Origin of the sequence: Sphingorhabdus sp. EL138, assembly GCF_945890115.1 — a bacterium.
Classification (GTDB): Bacteria; Pseudomonadota; Alphaproteobacteria; order Sphingomonadales; family Sphingomonadaceae; genus Sphingorhabdus_B.
This window is the reverse complement of the sequence record NZ_CAMDCK010000003.1, coordinates 102,779-117,418: the sequence shown is the minus strand read 5'-3', so window position 1 is coordinate 117,418 and position 14,640 is coordinate 102,779. Positions and strand designations below refer to the sequence as shown.

18 protein-coding genes are annotated in these 14,640 nt (G+C 56.0%); 7 read left to right on the top strand and 11 right to left on the bottom strand.

What is annotated here, in order from left to right; genetic code table 11:
• Positions 1 to 31: 31 nt before the first annotated feature.
• The 7 genes from Q0O07_RS02405 to Q0O07_RS02375 form a co-directional block, all read right to left on the bottom strand.
• Positions 32 to 862, bottom strand: coding sequence for a hypothetical protein (locus tag Q0O07_RS02405; RefSeq protein ID WP_295489889.1), 831 nt, complete (start codon positions 860 to 862; stop codon positions 32 to 34).
• A gap of 357 nt (positions 863 to 1,219) precedes the next feature.
• Positions 1,220 to 1,723: a pyridoxamine 5'-phosphate oxidase family protein gene (locus tag Q0O07_RS02400; RefSeq protein WP_295489887.1), complete on the bottom strand. Its 504-nt coding sequence runs from the start codon at positions 1,721 to 1,723 to the stop codon at positions 1,220 to 1,222.
• A gap of 86 nt (positions 1,724 to 1,809) precedes the next feature.
• Entirely contained in the window at positions 1,810 to 2,103 is a 294-nt protein-coding gene (locus Q0O07_RS02395) for a putative quinol monooxygenase (protein ID WP_295489885.1), read from the bottom strand.
• A 29-nt stretch (positions 2,104 to 2,132) separates the two neighbouring features.
• Positions 2,133 to 3,311 carry an acetyl-CoA C-acyltransferase gene (locus Q0O07_RS02390; RefSeq protein WP_295489883.1) on the bottom strand — a complete coding sequence of 393 codons (1,179 nt, stop codon included), beginning with the start codon at positions 3,309 to 3,311 and terminating at the stop codon, positions 2,133 to 2,135.
• Positions 3,312 to 3,335: 24 nt separating this feature from the next.
• On the bottom strand, positions 3,336 to 3,794 hold the full coding sequence (locus tag Q0O07_RS02385; RefSeq protein ID WP_295489880.1) for a MaoC family dehydratase: 459 nt from the start codon (positions 3,792 to 3,794) through the stop codon (positions 3,336 to 3,338).
• A gap of 116 nt (positions 3,795 to 3,910) precedes the next feature.
• Positions 3,911 to 5,083, bottom strand: coding sequence for a mechanosensitive ion channel family protein (locus Q0O07_RS02380; RefSeq protein WP_295489877.1), 1,173 nt, complete (start codon positions 5,081 to 5,083; stop codon positions 3,911 to 3,913).
• Positions 5,084 to 5,131: 48 nt separating this feature from the next.
• A complete protein-coding gene (locus Q0O07_RS02375; protein WP_295489875.1) occupies positions 5,132 to 5,431 on the bottom strand; it encodes a hypothetical protein in 300 nt (99 codons plus the stop codon).
• Between the two features lie 319 nt (positions 5,432 to 5,750).
• On the opposite strand from Q0O07_RS02375, the gene Q0O07_RS02365 reads away from it, so the two are divergent.
• Positions 5,751 to 6,392 carry a S24 family peptidase gene (locus tag Q0O07_RS02365; protein WP_295489982.1) on the top strand — a complete coding sequence of 214 codons (642 nt, stop codon included), beginning with the start codon at positions 5,751 to 5,753 and terminating at the stop codon, positions 6,390 to 6,392.
• 40 nt (positions 6,393 to 6,432) lie between these two features.
• On the top strand, positions 6,433 to 7,122 hold the full coding sequence (locus tag Q0O07_RS02360; protein ID WP_295489871.1) for an MBL fold metallo-hydrolase: 690 nt from the start codon (positions 6,433 to 6,435) through the stop codon (positions 7,120 to 7,122).
• Between the two features lie 22 nt (positions 7,123 to 7,144).
• On the opposite strand, the gene Q0O07_RS02355 is transcribed toward Q0O07_RS02360, so the two are convergent.
• Positions 7,145 to 7,543: an MAPEG family protein gene (locus tag Q0O07_RS02355; RefSeq protein WP_295489869.1), complete on the bottom strand. Its 399-nt coding sequence runs from the start codon at positions 7,541 to 7,543 to the stop codon at positions 7,145 to 7,147.
• 330 nt (positions 7,544 to 7,873) lie between these two features.
• Between Q0O07_RS02355 and rpmF the strand changes: the two genes are divergently transcribed.
• The 5 genes from rpmF to Q0O07_RS02330 all read left to right on the top strand — a co-directional run bounded on the left by rpmF (position 7,874) and on the right by Q0O07_RS02330 (position 10,811).
• Positions 7,874 to 8,050 (top strand): 50S ribosomal protein L32, encoded by a 177-nt coding sequence (rpmF, locus tag Q0O07_RS02350; protein WP_125229645.1) that lies wholly within the window; start codon positions 7,874 to 7,876, stop codon positions 8,048 to 8,050.
• 28 nt (positions 8,051 to 8,078) lie between these two features.
• Positions 8,079 to 9,098: a phosphate acyltransferase PlsX gene (gene plsX, locus Q0O07_RS02345; protein WP_295489980.1), complete on the top strand. Its 1,020-nt coding sequence runs from the start codon at positions 8,079 to 8,081 to the stop codon at positions 9,096 to 9,098.
• Positions 9,095 to 10,063 carry a beta-ketoacyl-ACP synthase III gene (locus Q0O07_RS02340; protein WP_295489867.1) on the top strand — a complete coding sequence of 323 codons (969 nt, stop codon included), beginning with the start codon at positions 9,095 to 9,097 and terminating at the stop codon, positions 10,061 to 10,063. The genes plsX and Q0O07_RS02340 overlap by 4 nt, the downstream gene beginning before the upstream one ends.
• Positions 10,064 to 10,149: 86 nt before the next feature.
• Complete coding sequence (locus Q0O07_RS02335) at positions 10,150 to 10,440, top strand: integration host factor subunit alpha (protein WP_295489865.1); 291 nt, start codon at positions 10,150 to 10,152, stop codon at positions 10,438 to 10,440.
• Positions 10,441 to 10,445: 5 nt separating this feature from the next.
• Positions 10,446 to 10,811, top strand: coding sequence for a MerR family transcriptional regulator (locus Q0O07_RS02330; RefSeq protein ID WP_295489863.1), 366 nt, complete (start codon positions 10,446 to 10,448; stop codon positions 10,809 to 10,811).
• On the opposite strand, the gene Q0O07_RS02325 is transcribed toward Q0O07_RS02330, so the two are convergent.
• From Q0O07_RS02325 to Q0O07_RS02315, 3 genes are read right to left on the bottom strand one after another with little or no spacing between them, the layout of a single operon-like run.
• A complete protein-coding gene (locus Q0O07_RS02325; RefSeq protein WP_295489860.1) occupies positions 10,808 to 11,329 on the bottom strand; it encodes a GNAT family N-acetyltransferase in 522 nt (173 codons plus the stop codon). The two genes, Q0O07_RS02330 and Q0O07_RS02325, sit on opposite strands and share 4 nt — an antisense overlap.
• Positions 11,326 to 11,871 carry a histidine phosphatase family protein gene (locus Q0O07_RS02320; protein ID WP_295489857.1) on the bottom strand — a complete coding sequence of 182 codons (546 nt, stop codon included), beginning with the start codon at positions 11,869 to 11,871 and terminating at the stop codon, positions 11,326 to 11,328. Before Q0O07_RS02320 ends, Q0O07_RS02325 begins: the two co-directional genes overlap by 4 nt.
• Positions 11,868 to 14,603: an ATP-dependent DNA helicase gene (locus tag Q0O07_RS02315; protein WP_295489854.1), complete on the bottom strand. Its 2,736-nt coding sequence runs from the start codon at positions 14,601 to 14,603 to the stop codon at positions 11,868 to 11,870. Before Q0O07_RS02315 ends, Q0O07_RS02320 begins: the two co-directional genes overlap by 4 nt.
• Between the last annotated feature and the right edge of the window lie 37 nt (positions 14,604 to 14,640).

Here is a 14,640-nt window from a genome sequence, read left to right as displayed (position 1 = left end):
TTCACCGTAATTTCGTAATTCCCCGTAATTCCTAACCCGAAGTCAGACTGGTTTGCACTGGTGGCCGGATCGGTCGTACCCCCCGCAGCCAACCGAAATAACCAACTAGAACAGCCGCTAACATCCCCGTTAAGACAGTGATCTCCGGAGAAAGCATGGCGTAGAATTGAAACAGTGTATGCAACAATGGAGTGGATGGTGCAAACCACATCATGATGGTTTGCGCCGCCATGAACGCTGAGGCCACTAACCAAGGCGCGCCATGCTTGCGATCCATAAAGTAGAGGGTCATTGCAAAGAGGATTGCCAAGCCGTTACTAATTGAGATGACGTCGATCACAGCCATTGGCCCTTCACTGCCAATAAAGTTCATCCAAGGGAATGCCTGCTCCATCAACCGGCTAAATGGAGATTCAAACAGGATTAGCGGGGTCGCAAGCATATACCCTGCATGCAACCGAATGTTTCTTCGATGTCGCAACGCTTGGTAAAAAAGCGTTAGATATGCTGCAATCGCGATGAACATGCCGATGCCGAATGATGGCCCAAGCAACATGACGAACGGACTTTCTTGAGCCGCGTATCCCGCCGCGGTCACGTTAATTATCATGACAAAACCAGCAATAAGAAGCGGGAAAAGACCAAGACTCGCCAATCCCGCTAGTTTATGAAAAGCGTTGTGACGTCCGTGTATTGACGCGCTTTGGAGGATCAGCAGCAGGAGCCAGATCGTCGCTGAAAATGCATGTGCATGAAACGCAAATGGAACTGCACCTGCTATGCTAAAGTAGCTTTTCCAAAAGCCCGCTAAGATAACGGCCAGCACGAAGACCACATAATAATGTCCGTATTTATAAGGCATCGGAATCTTCCCCCGAAAATTACGTGGCGTGACCTTTTTAAAGAATTACATCTCATTCTGAGTCAAAAAAAAGTGGTAAAATAACGTAAATTTTTATTACATATCTGAGGCGGGCCGTCATCCTCCCACTTCGTGACCCTGAACTTGTTTCACCTTCGGTGACTGTCGTTCCAGAGTCCATCTTGCAGCATGCCGAGAGCTAGAAAGGATAAATGTACCCTTGAACGAAGTGACCATCGGTCAAACAAGTTCAGGATGACGCCTTATGGGGTGAGGGAGTTGGATCAACGCCTATTTCGGGGACAACGCAATTGTCCCCGGCTTAGGTCCTGTCCCCGGCCTAAATCCTCTAACCGCTTACAAGGTAACGCGCGCAACCTTGTCTTTGGCGTCCTGCTTCGGGTCGATACCCATCAGCATCTTTATGCCAGCAACCATGCTGGATGCATCAATCCAGATTTCGGCATTTTCGGGGTCAAACCGGATAAGGGCGACTTCCGGGTCGTCCTTGCCACCTGTATACCAAGCGGCAACGAAGCGGTTCCATAAACGGTCAATGGTCGCCTGATCGGTGGATTGCGATAGATTGCCGTGCACCGTGGCCCATATATCATTCCCCTTGGATGCGAAGTGCGCCATCGCACGGGCACCTGCACCCACATCTTGATACAGGCTGCCGGAACGCGCGGTGAAGAACCAGATTGGCCCGTCATAATGGCCATCGTTGAAGTGGGCGTCCTCCAATTGCGCGGTCATTGGACGCGCATGGCCGTCTTTGCCTTCGGCTAGGCCCAAAAACATGGTCCGGTCCGATTTGAGTGACGTCCAGAATTTTTCTTTGATGTCCGTATCGTGCGTCATTTTTTCACTCCTTGTTGGAAGTGAAGCAAACGAGCGATAGCCGCGCCTGTTCCGGTGGGGACGCCACTTAATGCGGCGGATCAGCTTTATAACGCGTCAAGATACTCAATATCGGATGCGCCCGCGAGGCATGGGCCAAGCTTGGGTCCTGCGGCCTTGAAATAGGCGCTGGCGCCATGTGCGGTCAGTGCGTCTTGATCGACATATTGCTCAAGCACTTTGTACACTTGCGGGTTGGACCGTGACCGAGTGAGCGTATAAAATACGTTCCCCGGTTCATTGGCCCGAACCGCTGCAGCGAGTTCTGCAAAAACAGCCTCAAAATCTTCATTCTTGCCTTCGGCAACGGTCAATGTTGCGATTACACCAATGGCGGACATGCGGCTGTTCCTTATTTTCTTATGTGCGATTAAAAGATTTCGAACAGGCCAGCGGCGCCCATTCCGCCGCCAACGCACATGGTGACGACACCATATTTCGCACCGCGACGCTTGCCTTCGATCAAGGCATGGCCGGTGCAGCGCGCGCCCGTCATACCATAAGGATGGCCAATCGAAATCGACCCGCCATTGACGTTCAGCAACTCGTTTGGAATGCCCAATTTGTCGCGGCAATATAGGACTTGCACAGCAAATGCTTCGTTCAATTCCCAGATGCCGATATCGTCCATCTTCAGGCCAAAACGCTGCAGCAATTTGGGGATTGCGAATACAGGACCAATGCCCATTTCGTCTGGCTCTGTCCCGGCTACCGCCATGCCGACATAACGGCCAAGCGGGTTGAGCCCCTTTTTCTCGGCCAGCTTTGCTTCCATCAAGATGGAGGCGGAAGAACCGTCGGACAACTGGCTTGCATTGCCGGCGGTGATCGTCATATCGGGGCCAAGCACGGGCTGAAGCGATTGCAAACCGGCCAACTGCGTATCGGCGCGATTGCCTTCGTCCTTGGATATGGTCACTTCTTTCTGGCTGACTTCGCCCGTTTCCTTGTTCACGACGTTCATCATCGTGGTTACGGGAACGATTTCCGCATCAAAATAGCCAGCGGCTTGCGCGGCGGCGGTGCGTTGCTGCGATTGCAGGGCATATTCGTCCATCGCATCGCGGCTGACATTGTAACGCTTGGCCACGACTTCAGCGGTCTGCAGCATCGGCATGTAAATCGAATTATGCAGGGCAACCAATTCAGGGTCGGCCTGAACGCGCATTTCCTTAGTTTGCACCAGCGAGATGGATTCTTGACCACCAGCGGCCATCACATCGATATTGTCGACGATGATTTGCTTTGCTGCAGTTGCGATGGACATCAGGCCGGAAGAACATTGGCGATCCATGGTCATGCCCGAAACAGAAATCGGCAGGCCAGCGCGCAATGCAACCTGACGGGCAAGATTTCCGCCCTGTGTGCCTTGCTGCAGCGCGGAGCCCCAAAGGACGTCATCAATTTCGCCGCCTTCAATGCCAGCGCGCTCCACAGCGGCCTTCAACGAATAGCTGCCGAGCGTCGCGCCAAGCGTTGCGTTAAATCCGCCGCGATAGGCTTTGCCAATGGCGGTACGGGCGGTTGATACGATTACTGCGTCACGCATGGTAATGGTTCCTTGAATTGAAAATTATACGAAAAACTGGCTGATCCATTCAGCCTGAAGTGCTGGTTTGTCTTCACCCTCAATCTCGACGGTGAACTCAAGCGTCTGCTGCCATTGGCCAGGGCGCTTTTCAACGAGTTCAAGAAGTTTGAAATGTCCGCGCACGCGCTTGCCCGAACGAACAGGGGAGAGAAAACGGGTTTTGTTGCCACCATAATTGACGCCCATTTTGACGCCCGCCACCTTGGGGCAATCGGACTTGGCGCTCATCACCGGGAACAAAGACAAGGTCAAAAAGCCATGGGCAATGGTGCCGCCGAACGGCGTCTGCTTGGCCAATTCTTCGTTGATGTGAATGAATTGATGATCGCCTGTTGCATCGGCAAATTTGTTGATCATGTCCTGATCCACCAAAATCCATTCCGATACGCCGATATTTTCGCCGACTTTGGTTGCGAATTCAGCGGGGGTAATTGCGGTCATATGGAGTCTCCTGCTTCCTAATATCGTCTCACCGTGGCGGTTTCAAACGCGCAATACAAGCCCCGCCTGTTTGCCGTTACGGCATGCTTGCGGCTCTTTGACCTCTCAGCTGCGAATCAGCTTTTTGAACGTGCCTTGGCTGTTTTGGGCGGCGCGGCATAAGGCATCACCATCGTGCCATCGGGTGCAGCGGTGAAAGTCGTCTGCGTGGGATAAGCAAAAGCTATGCCTTCGCGGGCGAAGCTATCGATAATCGCAATGCCAATATCGTGGCGCGCCTGAAACATCTCTTCGACATCATCGCTTTCAATGTCGAACACCAGATGGAAATCGAGCGAGCTTGGGGCAAAATTGTTGAATCCGGCGCGGATGAATTGCGCGCCATTGGCCTCAACCGCTGCACGCAGAATGTCGGGCACACGCCGGGCAAGGGCAGGGGGTGTTTGATAGACAAGCGTCAGGACAAAAGTGACCCGCCGATACAAGGTCAGGGTGTTGTTGGTAATTTCCTTTTCCAGCAATTTGCTGTTGGAAATAATCTTCTCTTCCCCTGTCAGCGCACGCAGTCGCGTGCTTTTCATGCCGATGACTTCAACCCGCGCTATCGTATTGTCATAGGACACTGTGTCGCCGCGCCGGAACGGCTTGTCGAAAATGATCGAGATGGCCGCAAACAGGTCGGAGAAAATACCTTGCGCGGCCAAGCCAATCGCAATGCCGCCAACGCCAAGGCCGGCCACGAGACCCGTGACGTTAACACCCAGATTGTCGAGCACGACAATGGCCGCGACAGCAAATAAGACGAAGCTGACGAGCAGGCGAATGAGGACCATCGCGCTTTGCAAGGTATCATGTTCATGAATGCCTTCGCCTGCGCGCCGCTCAATCAAGCCCAAGATGATTTCGCGCAGCCAGATGGCGACTTGAATGACAATAGCTATGGTGAACAAGATATCGACGGTCTGGGTCAGTGCCGCTGGCGCATTGGCCATCTGGTTGACCAATTCTATCGCCACCATGACGCGGAAAAATTTGCTCGTCCGTGCCAAGGTGCGGGCGATGATCGATTTCAAATGTGCCCGGTGCTCGCTGGCGCGCGCGATATTTGCGGCAATTCTTTTCAGCCAGCTCAGCGCCACAAACACGATGAGTGCCGCCACCACGGCAATGCCCAGTTCAACATAATTGGTCTGCACCCAGATGGTCAGGGCGTGCCAATAGCTTTGCAGATGCGCGCCAATGGCCTCTGGGGCGATGCGCGCTAAGGTCGGTGCGGTTTGTGTGGTCATGCCCCTTGTGTACGGTCGATGACGACGGTGCACAAGTTCTGCGGTACATCAACTATCCAGCAACAAAGCATCGATGATCAAGCAGTGCGCGCCTTTGACCACCATCGCCTGCGTTACCGCAATGTCGGCGACGATCTGGTGGGGCAAATCAAATTCATGTTCTGACAACATCTGCGATAGCGCCTCCGCGTTGTCGTGCCATGCGCCATCCTGCATCTGCACCGACAGGCAAAGTTGCGTGCCAGAAAAAGTGAGGCTGTGCCATGGCCGTTCGTGCAATATGCTGATGTCGGCCGCAGGGATGAGCGCGCGCAAGGCGTGTATAAGCGCCCCCTTTTGTGTCCGCATGTTCATATGCCTTTCCTGCCGTGGGTGTGTTGGCCATAATTGGACATGAACTGCCGCAGTTTTGTCTCCATTTCGGGTCTAATTTCCCGCCCCATGCGGATATCCAGCACAAGCCGTGGATCCCCAGCCGCCAAGCGCCCAAATTTGGTGGGTGGCAGGTCTTGTTCCCGAAGAAATCTCTCAATAAGGCGCGTGATGTGCATGTTGTCTCCTCCACGTTCGACCCGGATTGGCTTGCCCGAATCAGTAAGAACAAATATAGAACAAGGTGTTAGGATAAATCCTACAAGTCTAGGAAATTTCCAACCGAACCGGAGGGATCAAAATGGGGGAAGACCCAAGGGCTGCTTTGGCGCGCTTGATTGCAGAAAATGCTGAAGATTTTGCGGGGCTATCGAAACTGGTGGGCCGTAATCCCACTTATATTCAACAATTTATCAAACGCGGATCCCCCAAAAAACTGCCAGAGACGGAGCGCGGGATATTGGCGCGATATTTTGGTGTGGACGAAAGCGTCCTGGGTGGGCCGGACGCGGGTGCGACCAGAAACGGGATCCGGCTTATTCCCAAGCTTGCGGTCGGCGCATCGGCGGGGGCCGGTGCGATTGCGAGTAGCGAAACGCTCGCTGGTAAAATCGGTTTTGACGAAAAATGGTTGCGGAAGCAGGGGTTGGATCCGGCAAAGCTGTCATTGATTCAGGTAGAGGGTGATTCGATGTCGCCCACGTTGAACCATGGCGATGACATCATGGTCGACAACCGTGCGGCGGCGGGGCCGTTGCGCGACGGCATTCATGTCATCCGGCTGGAGGATGCGTTGATGGTCAAACGGCTGGCCAGCCGACCAAAAGGGCGCTTGTCGGTGTTATCGGACAATCCTGCCTATCCCGGTTGGCCAGATGTGGACGGCGCTGCCATCGCCATCATCGGCAGGGTTGTTTGGGCAGGGCGGCGGCTTTGAAGGCTTGCCTCCGCTGCGCGCATGCGGCACATGAATAGATATGTCAGATGTTACATCCACGCCCAATATGACCCCGCCGTTAAAGGCCGCGATCATTCCCGTCACCCCATTGCAGCAGAATTGCACGCTGTTTTGGTGCACGCAAACGAACAAGGGCGCTTTGGTTGACCCCGGCGGTGACCTCGACAAGTTAAAGGCTGCGGTGGCGCAAACGGGTGTCGAGCTGGAAAAATTATTGGTGACGCACGGCCATCTCGACCATTGCGGGCAAGCAGGGATGCTGGCGCAAGAATTGGGCCTGAAGATTGAAGGCCCGCATGAGGACGACCGTTTCTGGATCGATAAGCTCGACGATGACGGCGCGCGTTATGGCATGGAGGCGCATAGTTTTGAGCCTGACCGCTGGTTGGTCGACGGCGACACTGTAACCGTCGGCAATCTGACGCTTGATGTTATTCACTGCCCCGGCCACACGCCCGGACATGTCATTTTCCATCATCAACCCAGCCGTCTGGCGATTGTGGGCGATGTTCTGTTTCAAGGGTCGATTGGTCGCACCGATTTCCCACGCGGCAATCATGCCGACTTAATCAACGCGATCACGACGAAGTTGTGGCCATTGGGGGATGATGTCACCTTCATCCCCGGCCATGGCCCAACCAGCCAATTTGGCTATGAACGCAAGCACAACGCCTTTGTCGCAGACGATGTGCTGAGGGCGAGACCCTAACGGCTCGGTAAACAGGGTTCAGTTAAAGAACCGCTGCGTATACGTTCCACAAGGCCCAACCAGCAAGGCCAAGCAAGGTAATCATGGTGGTCAGCGTGCCGACCATACGGCCCTTGCCAAGTGCTCCGCCATCCATGCCCAGGCCATGGGCGAAACGCCCGATGATATAGACGAGGCCAAGGCCCCAAAGCCAATTATTGGTTCCGCTTGTCGCTTCGAGTGCGGCAATCAGGATCAAGATGAACGGCGCGCTTTCCACGAAGTTCGCGTGCGCGCGCATCCGGCGGATGACAAATTCATTGCCGCCATCGCCAACCGAGACGCTCTCCTTGGTGCGCGCTTGACCGCAACGGATCATCAGCCAGATATTCACCAATGCGGCCCCTGCGGCTATTGTCAGGGTGACGGGTAAACTTAACATATATTCTCTCCCAGTTTGTGCTGACGTCCTTCGGATTTGACCCATTTTGTCCATTGCCGCGTTGGCAAGCTTGGACTTAGAACCACTAAGCCCTGCGCTTGCCGCCTTGCATTGAACAGTATGGCTTCAAACCACGAAGGTACATTTAAGTGGTCCTAACCCTAACTGCTATCTCTCGGCTTGCAAAGCACCGAAAAACAAGTATATCGCGCCGCTCACACAGACATGTGCGGATGAATGAGGCCGATTCTGGCGATTACTTGCCACGACCATCTCTTTCGCCTAGCATGGCCTAGAACTTATTGATTTTGAAATGGAACAGGTGCCGAAATGGCTGTCCCCAAAAGAAAAACATCCCCTTCGAAGCGCGGCATGCGCCGTAGCCATGATTCGCTTAAGGTTGCTGCGTACCAAGAATGCGCCAATTGCGGCGAACTAAAGCGTCCACATCATCTGTGCGATGCGTGCGGCCATTATAATGGCCGCGAAGTGGTAGCAGTCGCCTAATCCTGTTCAAGGAGAATAGCTGGTGTCGATGAAACCGCGTATCGCCATTGACGCGATGGGCGGCGATGAAGGCGTCGCGGTGATGGTCGCAGGCGCGGCTTTGGCACGGCACCGGCATGCAAACTTCCAATTCTTATTGGTAGGTGACGAAACGCAGATTAAATCTGCGCTTGTTAAGCATCCCAATCTGCGCGCTGCCTCCGAAATCCTGCATAGCGATATTGTCATTACCGCCGATGACAAGGTTAGCGCCGCCTTGCGCAAGGCCAAGACCAGTTCCATGGGCATGGCCATCAATGCCGTGAAGTCTGGCCATGCCAGCGCCGCCGTGAGCGGCGGCAATACCGGCGCCTTAATGGCCACCGCCAAACTTGCCCTGCGCACGATGCCCGGCATCGACCGGCCAGCACTTTCCGCCTTGCTGCCAACGCTTGAAGACACAGATGTGGTGATGCTCGATTTGGGCGCAAACACCGAGTGTGAGGCGAAAAACCTTGTCCAGTTTGCCATCATGGGTGCGGCCTATTCGCGTATCATCTTCGGCTTTGACCGCCCGCGTGTCCGCTTGTTGAATATCGGTACCGAGGAAATGAAGGGCACCGATCAACTGCGGGACGCGGCGCAGCATTTACGCGATGCAACCGCCCTGCATATGGATTTTCAAGGCTTTGTTGAGGCCGACAAGATTAACCGCGGCGAATGCGATGTTGTGGTCTGCGATGGTTTCACGGGCAACATCGCGTTGAAATCGATCGAAGGCACGGCCCGTTTCGTAACCGATCTTTTGCGCCGGGCGTTCACCAGCTCCATCCGTTCGAAATTCGGATTTCTGGTTTCGCGTCCCGCCACCGAATTGCTGCGGCATCATCTTGACCCCAATAATCATAATGGCGCGGTGTTCCTGGGGTTGAATGGTGTGGTCGTCAAAAGCCATGGCAGCGCCAACATCAAGGGCGTGGCCCATGCCGTCGAGGTGGCTGCCAGATTGGTTGAAGAAGATATCACGGCGCGCATCACGCAAGATCTTGCGCGGATACAGGCCGCGTGACCGAAGTCGCTCTTCGTGCCGTTATCAAGGGCACTGGGTCGGCGCTTCCACGCAACCGCGTGTCGAACGCAGATCTGGCCAATAAGGTCGATACGACCGACGAATGGATTACCGAGCGGACAGGTATAAAGTTCCGGCACATTGCCGAGCCTGATGAAACAACCTCCAGCCTCGCAATCGAAGCATCGCGCCGGGCGCTGGACGCGGCTGGCATGTCGGCCTGTGACATTGATCTGATCATTTTGGCGACCGCAACGCCCGACCAGACATTTCCTGCTTCTGCCACCATTGTGCAACATGCGCTTGGCTGCAATGGCGGCGTTGCCTTTGATGTGGCAGCGGTGTGCTCGGGCTTCCTCTATGCCTTTTCCGTCGCGGAAAGCATGATCCGCGCAGGGTCCGCCCATAATGCATTGGTCATCGGGGCCGAAACCTTTAGCCGCATATTGGACTGGGAAGACCGCACGACTTGCGTATTATTTGGCGACGGCGCTGGCGCGGTTGTGTTGTCAGGCGAAGTGGGAACGCGCGGCGCGCTGGCGACCAAATTGCATGCCGATGGCCAACATAATGCATTATTATATGTCGATGGCGGTCCATCCACGACGGGCACCGTCGGCAAATTGCGGATGAAGGGACGCGAGGTGTTCCGCCATGCCGTGACCAATCTCACCAATGTATTGCATGAGGTGCTGGCCGCGACAGAATTGACGCCAGCCGATATCGATTGGGTCGTTCCGCATCAGGCAAATGCCCGGATTATTGAGGCAACGGCCAAGAAGCTGGCGCTCGATCCCAGCAAAGTTGTCCTCACCGTTGATCAGCATGCAAATACATCGGCAGCGTCGGTTCCATTGGCCTTAGATGTCGCGGTGCGCGATGGCCGGATCAAAATAGGGGACATTGTTGTTTTGGAAGCAATGGGTGGTGGATTCACCTGGGGCGCATCCATCATACGGATGTAGATTTCCGATAACATCACTATTTTACAAATTGAAATTCTAATGTATGGTCTTATTTTACCAATACAAGTCGAGGTCCGGAGACGAATATGGCTGAAGCAGGAACATTAACACGTGCCGATTTGGCCGAGATGCTTAACCGTCAAATCGGTTTGTCGCGCGCGGACGCCGCCGCGATGGTCGAATCAATACTTAACCATATGACCACTGCTTTACTGAATGGTGACAATGTCAAAATTTCTGGTTTTGGCACCTTTGTTCTTCGGGACAAATCCGAGCGTATCGGACGCAACCCGAAAACGGGTGTGGAAGTGCCAATCACGCCGCGCCGGGTTCTTACATTCCGTGCAAGCCAAGGCATGCGTCAAAAGGTTAAATAACTTTCATGCGTGAAAAATCGGCCGATGCCTTCCGTAATATTGGTGAAATGGCAGAGGCTTTGGGCGTTCGCACCCATGTATTGCGTTATTGGGAAGAACAATTTCCCATGTTGAAGCCGCTTACGCGGGCGGGTGGCCGGCGGCTATATCGCCCCGAAGATGTGGCCCTGCTGCTCAGCATCCACCGCTTATTATATGAAGAAGGCTATACCGTGAAGGGCGCGCGCCGTTTTCTGACGGAAGGCGGGGCACAGCCGGCGCCTGCGCAGGCACCTACGCCAGCGCCCATGCAATCGCCCGTTGCGGCGTTTGACTTTGGCCCTTTGCAGGCGGTGCGCGACCGACTGGCGTCTGCTTTGGCGGCGGCCTAATCCATATTCTGGGCGTAGACCAAGTCGCGGAATGGCACTGGGCCGACCATGAAGACCGTTTCACCAATCGCCGCAAAGCCGGCCCGTTCGTAAAAGCCAATGGCGCGGACATTTTTTTCGTAGACGGACAGCAATAGGCGTTGTGCCAGGCGTTTTTCGGCCACTGCAAAAACCCGCTCTAACAGGTCTTTGCCGTTACCACTGCCTTGCCAAGGTGCCAGCAAATAGATGCGTTTCAGTTCGATGTCGCCATCTTGCTGCAACGCAGGATGGGACGGCGGCGTGACCATGGCATAGCCGACAGGCGCGCCAAGCGGGGTTTCGCCCAGCAAGATATCATAAGCCGGATCGCGGAGCGCGGAAGCATAATATTCGGCGCTATGTGCGTGCCGCAGATGTTCCATCATCGCTTGGCCGGGATGGTCAAAGGCGAAAGTTGTCATGAAAGTCGCCGCACCCAAATACGCGAGCGCTTCGGCATCACCGGCATCGGCCGTGCGCCACAAAATGGGTGTCATTCGTCCTCGGGTCCGAGTTCGGGGTCGAGATCACGGGGCCGGATGAAGTGCGTGAGCTGCCCACATTTGCGATCAACATCGGCCCAACGCGTGATGTTCAACGCCAACCGCGCAATGGCGGCTGTGGGATATTTCTCCCACACCAAATCGCGTAAAGGGGAACTGCCATCATCGGGGCAAATGTCGAACACAAGATCCTCTAGCCCCGGATTATGCCCGACCATCAAAAGATTTTTATGTTCGTCGGCCTGATCGCGCAGCACGTCCATCAACGTCGCAGAGGACGCCAGATAAATACGGCGGTCCCAATTGGGCTCCATGCGTCCGCCGGTGCCCTTTACAAATTGATCAATGGTATCAATCACGCGCACGGCGGGACTTGCAACCACATGGTCAAAGGTCAAACCATTGCGTTTTACCCAGACGCCCATGGTGATCGCCGCCCTTTCGCCGCGCTTATTAAGCGGACGGTCAAAGTCGCGCGGGACGGCGTCATCCCAACTCGATTTGGCATGGCGGAACAAGGTAAGGGTGAAGGTCAAATCGGGTTGCTCGCTTCCAACGTGTCTATTGTGTCCTGCCGTAAATTTGTGTCAGACGAAAGACCTGATTTCACAGAATTCACCGCTTCCTCCAACGTCACCCGGCGAATGGGTGTGCCCGGCGGGAATGCGGACAGCAGCCGGCTTGGTACCGCCGATGACAGCAGCACAAAATGGCCTTTGTCCTTGGCGCTGCGGATCAGGCGGCCAAAGGCCTGCGCCATTTTTGCGCGGATGATGCGGTCATCATATTCCATACCGCCATGTTTCAAACGCCGCGCGCGGTGTAATATGTCAGGGCGGGGCCACGGAATTTGCTCCATGACCACCATCCGCAGCGAATGGCCAGGAACGTCCACCCCGTCGCGCAGGGCGTCGGTGCCAAGCAAGCTTGCATGGGGGTCATCGCGGAATATGTCGACCAGTGTTCCGGTATCAATGGGGTCCACATGTTGCGCATATAAAGGCAGACCGTCGCGGGCCAAGCGGTCGGCGATGCGCGCATAAGTAGAACGCAAGCGCCGTATCGCGGTAAATAGGCCGAGCACGCCGCCGCCGGACGCGGTGATCAACGCGGCATAAGCCCCGGCCAAGGCGGCCGCATCGCCCTTTTTAATGTCGGTGACGATCAGGACTTCGGCCTGCGCTTTATAGTCAAACGGGCTGATCGCCGAAAAATGCGTCGCTGGCTTATCCAGATGACTTGCCCCGGTCCGCGCCTCGGCATTTTGCCAGTCGCCGCCACTGCGCAAGGTTGCTGAGGTGGCCAGCACGCCATGGCTTGGCTTCAGCACGATTTCCGCCACGGGTTTCATGGGGTCGAGCCATCGGCGGTGCATGCCAATATCCATTTCGCGCCCTTCAAACCGGTCAATCGCCAGCCAGTCGACATATTCGGGGTCAACAGGGCCAACGGCGCGCGCCAACATCGATATCCAGGCGCGCAATGTGTCGATGCGCCAGCTTAGGCCTGCGGTTGCCCCTTCCACGCGTGCACGGGCGCTGCCATCGAGCCAATCGGGCGGGTCGGCTATCATCGCCTCCAATCGCTGCCCCAGCACCGTCAGCGGCCTTGCCAGAGCTTCTAGGGCGGTTGCGGCATCGGCGGCGGCGTCAATGACGCGCGGGTCAGGGTCGGCAAGCTCGGTCTCCAGCCCATAGCCGCTTTCGGTCGCATTGCTTTCGTCGCGGGCAAATACCATCGCGCGGATCGCGGCCAATAATCGTTCGATTGGCCCGGACGGCATGCCCTCGGCCAAACGCGCAAGCCATCCGTCGCCGGGCAAAGCCTCAGCAGCGACGCGCGCCATTTCAATGGCCAAGCCGCCCTCTTCATCATAAGACGCAACATCGGCCAGCCGCGCCGAAAGCCCGCGCCGCCGCCCGCGCGCTTTGCCTTCGGGACCAATGACCCAGCGGCGCAACTCAATCGTTTCTTGACCCGTCAGCGCGGCGGCAAACATGGAATCAGCGGCATCAAACAGATGATGACCTTCATCAAAAATGATCCGGCTTGGCCGGTTCTGTTCGTCCCGTCCGCGCGCGGCGTTGACCATCATCAAAGCGTGATTGGCGATAACGAGTTCGGCCTGCACCGACGACCGCGCAGCGCGTTCAATGAAGCATTTTTTATAATGCGGGCATCCGGCATAAATGCATTCGCCGCGCCGGTCGGTCAAAGCGGTAGAGCCATTGCGCCGGAACAAGGTCGGCAACCAGCCGGGCAAATCGCCGCCGATCATATCACCATCATGCGAATAAGCCGCCCAGCGCGCGACCAAATGCGCAAGGATGGCCGCACGTCCGGCAAAGCCGCCTTGCAAGGCATCCTCCAGATTCAGAAGGCACAGATAATTTTCGCGCCCCTTGCGGACCACGACCTTGGATTTGAATGTTGCATGTTCGGGGTAAATGCGCTTTGCCTCGCGCACCAATTGCCGTTGCAGCGCCTTGGTAAAGGTGGAAATCCACACTGTGCCATCGGCGGCGGTCGCCCACAGGCTGGCAGGGGCCAGATAACCCAGCGTCTTGCCAATACCCGTGCCAGCCTCCGCCAGCAGCATATGCGGTTCGCCCTTGCCCTTGCGCGGCGCGAAAATGTCCGCCGCCGCTTGCGCAAAATCGCGCTGGCCCTGCCGCGTTTCTGCAGAGCCGCCGACCAAAGATGCCAAGCGTTCTTGCACGGCATCGGCCTGTAACGTCACGACGCGGGGCGGGGTGCGCGGTGCGGCTTCCTCCCATTCGGGCAAGCGGCTGAACAGCCAGCGTTCAGGGCGCTCGGGCTTTTTGAGTGCGGCCAGCACCAGATTGGCCCATGGCCAACGCAGCCGCATCAACGCTTGCGCCGAATCCCACGCGCCTTCGCGTTCGGCCCAATCTGGGTCGCCGAGCACCGACAGCAACTTGCGCGTGGCGCGCAGTAAGAACAACGGAACCTCTTGGTCTGTTGCGGGCGCTGGCAAGTCTAAGGTCTTCGCCAGTCCCTTCGGCGTCGGCACGGCAAAGCGCGCCGGATAGACAAAGGCATATAGCTCCAGAAGGTCTAGCCCTGACAAATCGGGATAGCCAAGCCTTTGTGCGACCAAGGGCGCATTCAGCATGACCATCGGCGTTTCCGCCGCGCGGCCCGCCGCCTCGCCTTTGCTTATGGTTTGCAGATGCCCGTCGCTGTTGCCCATCCAAATACCGGCATGGCTTGCATGGAGCGCAGGAAAGGCTAGTGGAGTTTCCATCAGCCCTGATAGGCGTATTTGGAACGAAAGAGCAACA

Coding starts and splice junctions, on each gene's coding strand:
- Q0O07_RS02405 (WP_295489889.1), bottom strand. CDS start 862: ATGCCTTATAAATACGGACATTATTATGTGGTCTTCGTGCTGGCCGTT.
- Q0O07_RS02400 (WP_295489887.1), bottom strand. CDS start 1,723: ATGACGCACGATACGGACATCAAAGAAAAATTCTGGACGTCACTCAAA.
- Q0O07_RS02395 (WP_295489885.1), bottom strand. CDS start 2,103: ATGTCCGCCATTGGTGTAATCGCAACATTGACCGTTGCCGAAGGCAAG.
- Q0O07_RS02390 (WP_295489883.1), bottom strand. CDS start 3,311: ATGCGTGACGCAGTAATCGTATCAACCGCCCGTACCGCCATTGGCAAA.
- Q0O07_RS02385 (WP_295489880.1), bottom strand. CDS start 3,794: ATGACCGCAATTACCCCCGCTGAATTCGCAACCAAAGTCGGCGAAAAT.
- Q0O07_RS02380 (WP_295489877.1), bottom strand. CDS start 5,083: ATGACCACACAAACCGCACCGACCTTAGCGCGCATCGCCCCAGAGGCC.
- Q0O07_RS02375 (WP_295489875.1), bottom strand. CDS start 5,431: ATGCGGACACAAAAGGGGGCGCTTATACACGCCTTGCGCGCGCTCATC.
- Q0O07_RS02360 (WP_295489871.1), top strand. CDS start 6,433: ATGTCAGATGTTACATCCACGCCCAATATGACCCCGCCGTTAAAGGCC.
- Q0O07_RS02355 (WP_295489869.1), bottom strand. CDS start 7,543: ATGTTAAGTTTACCCGTCACCCTGACAATAGCCGCAGGGGCCGCATTG.
- rpmF (WP_125229645.1), top strand. CDS start 7,874: ATGGCTGTCCCCAAAAGAAAAACATCCCCTTCGAAGCGCGGCATGCGC.
- plsX (WP_295489980.1), top strand. CDS start 8,079: ATGAAACCGCGTATCGCCATTGACGCGATGGGCGGCGATGAAGGCGTC.
- Q0O07_RS02335 (WP_295489865.1), top strand. CDS start 10,150: ATGGCTGAAGCAGGAACATTAACACGTGCCGATTTGGCCGAGATGCTT.
- Q0O07_RS02330 (WP_295489863.1), top strand. CDS start 10,446: ATGCGTGAAAAATCGGCCGATGCCTTCCGTAATATTGGTGAAATGGCA.
- Q0O07_RS02325 (WP_295489860.1), bottom strand. CDS start 11,329: ATGACACCCATTTTGTGGCGCACGGCCGATGCCGGTGATGCCGAAGCG.
- Q0O07_RS02315 (WP_295489854.1), bottom strand. CDS start 14,603: ATGGAAACTCCACTAGCCTTTCCTGCGCTCCATGCAAGCCATGCCGGT.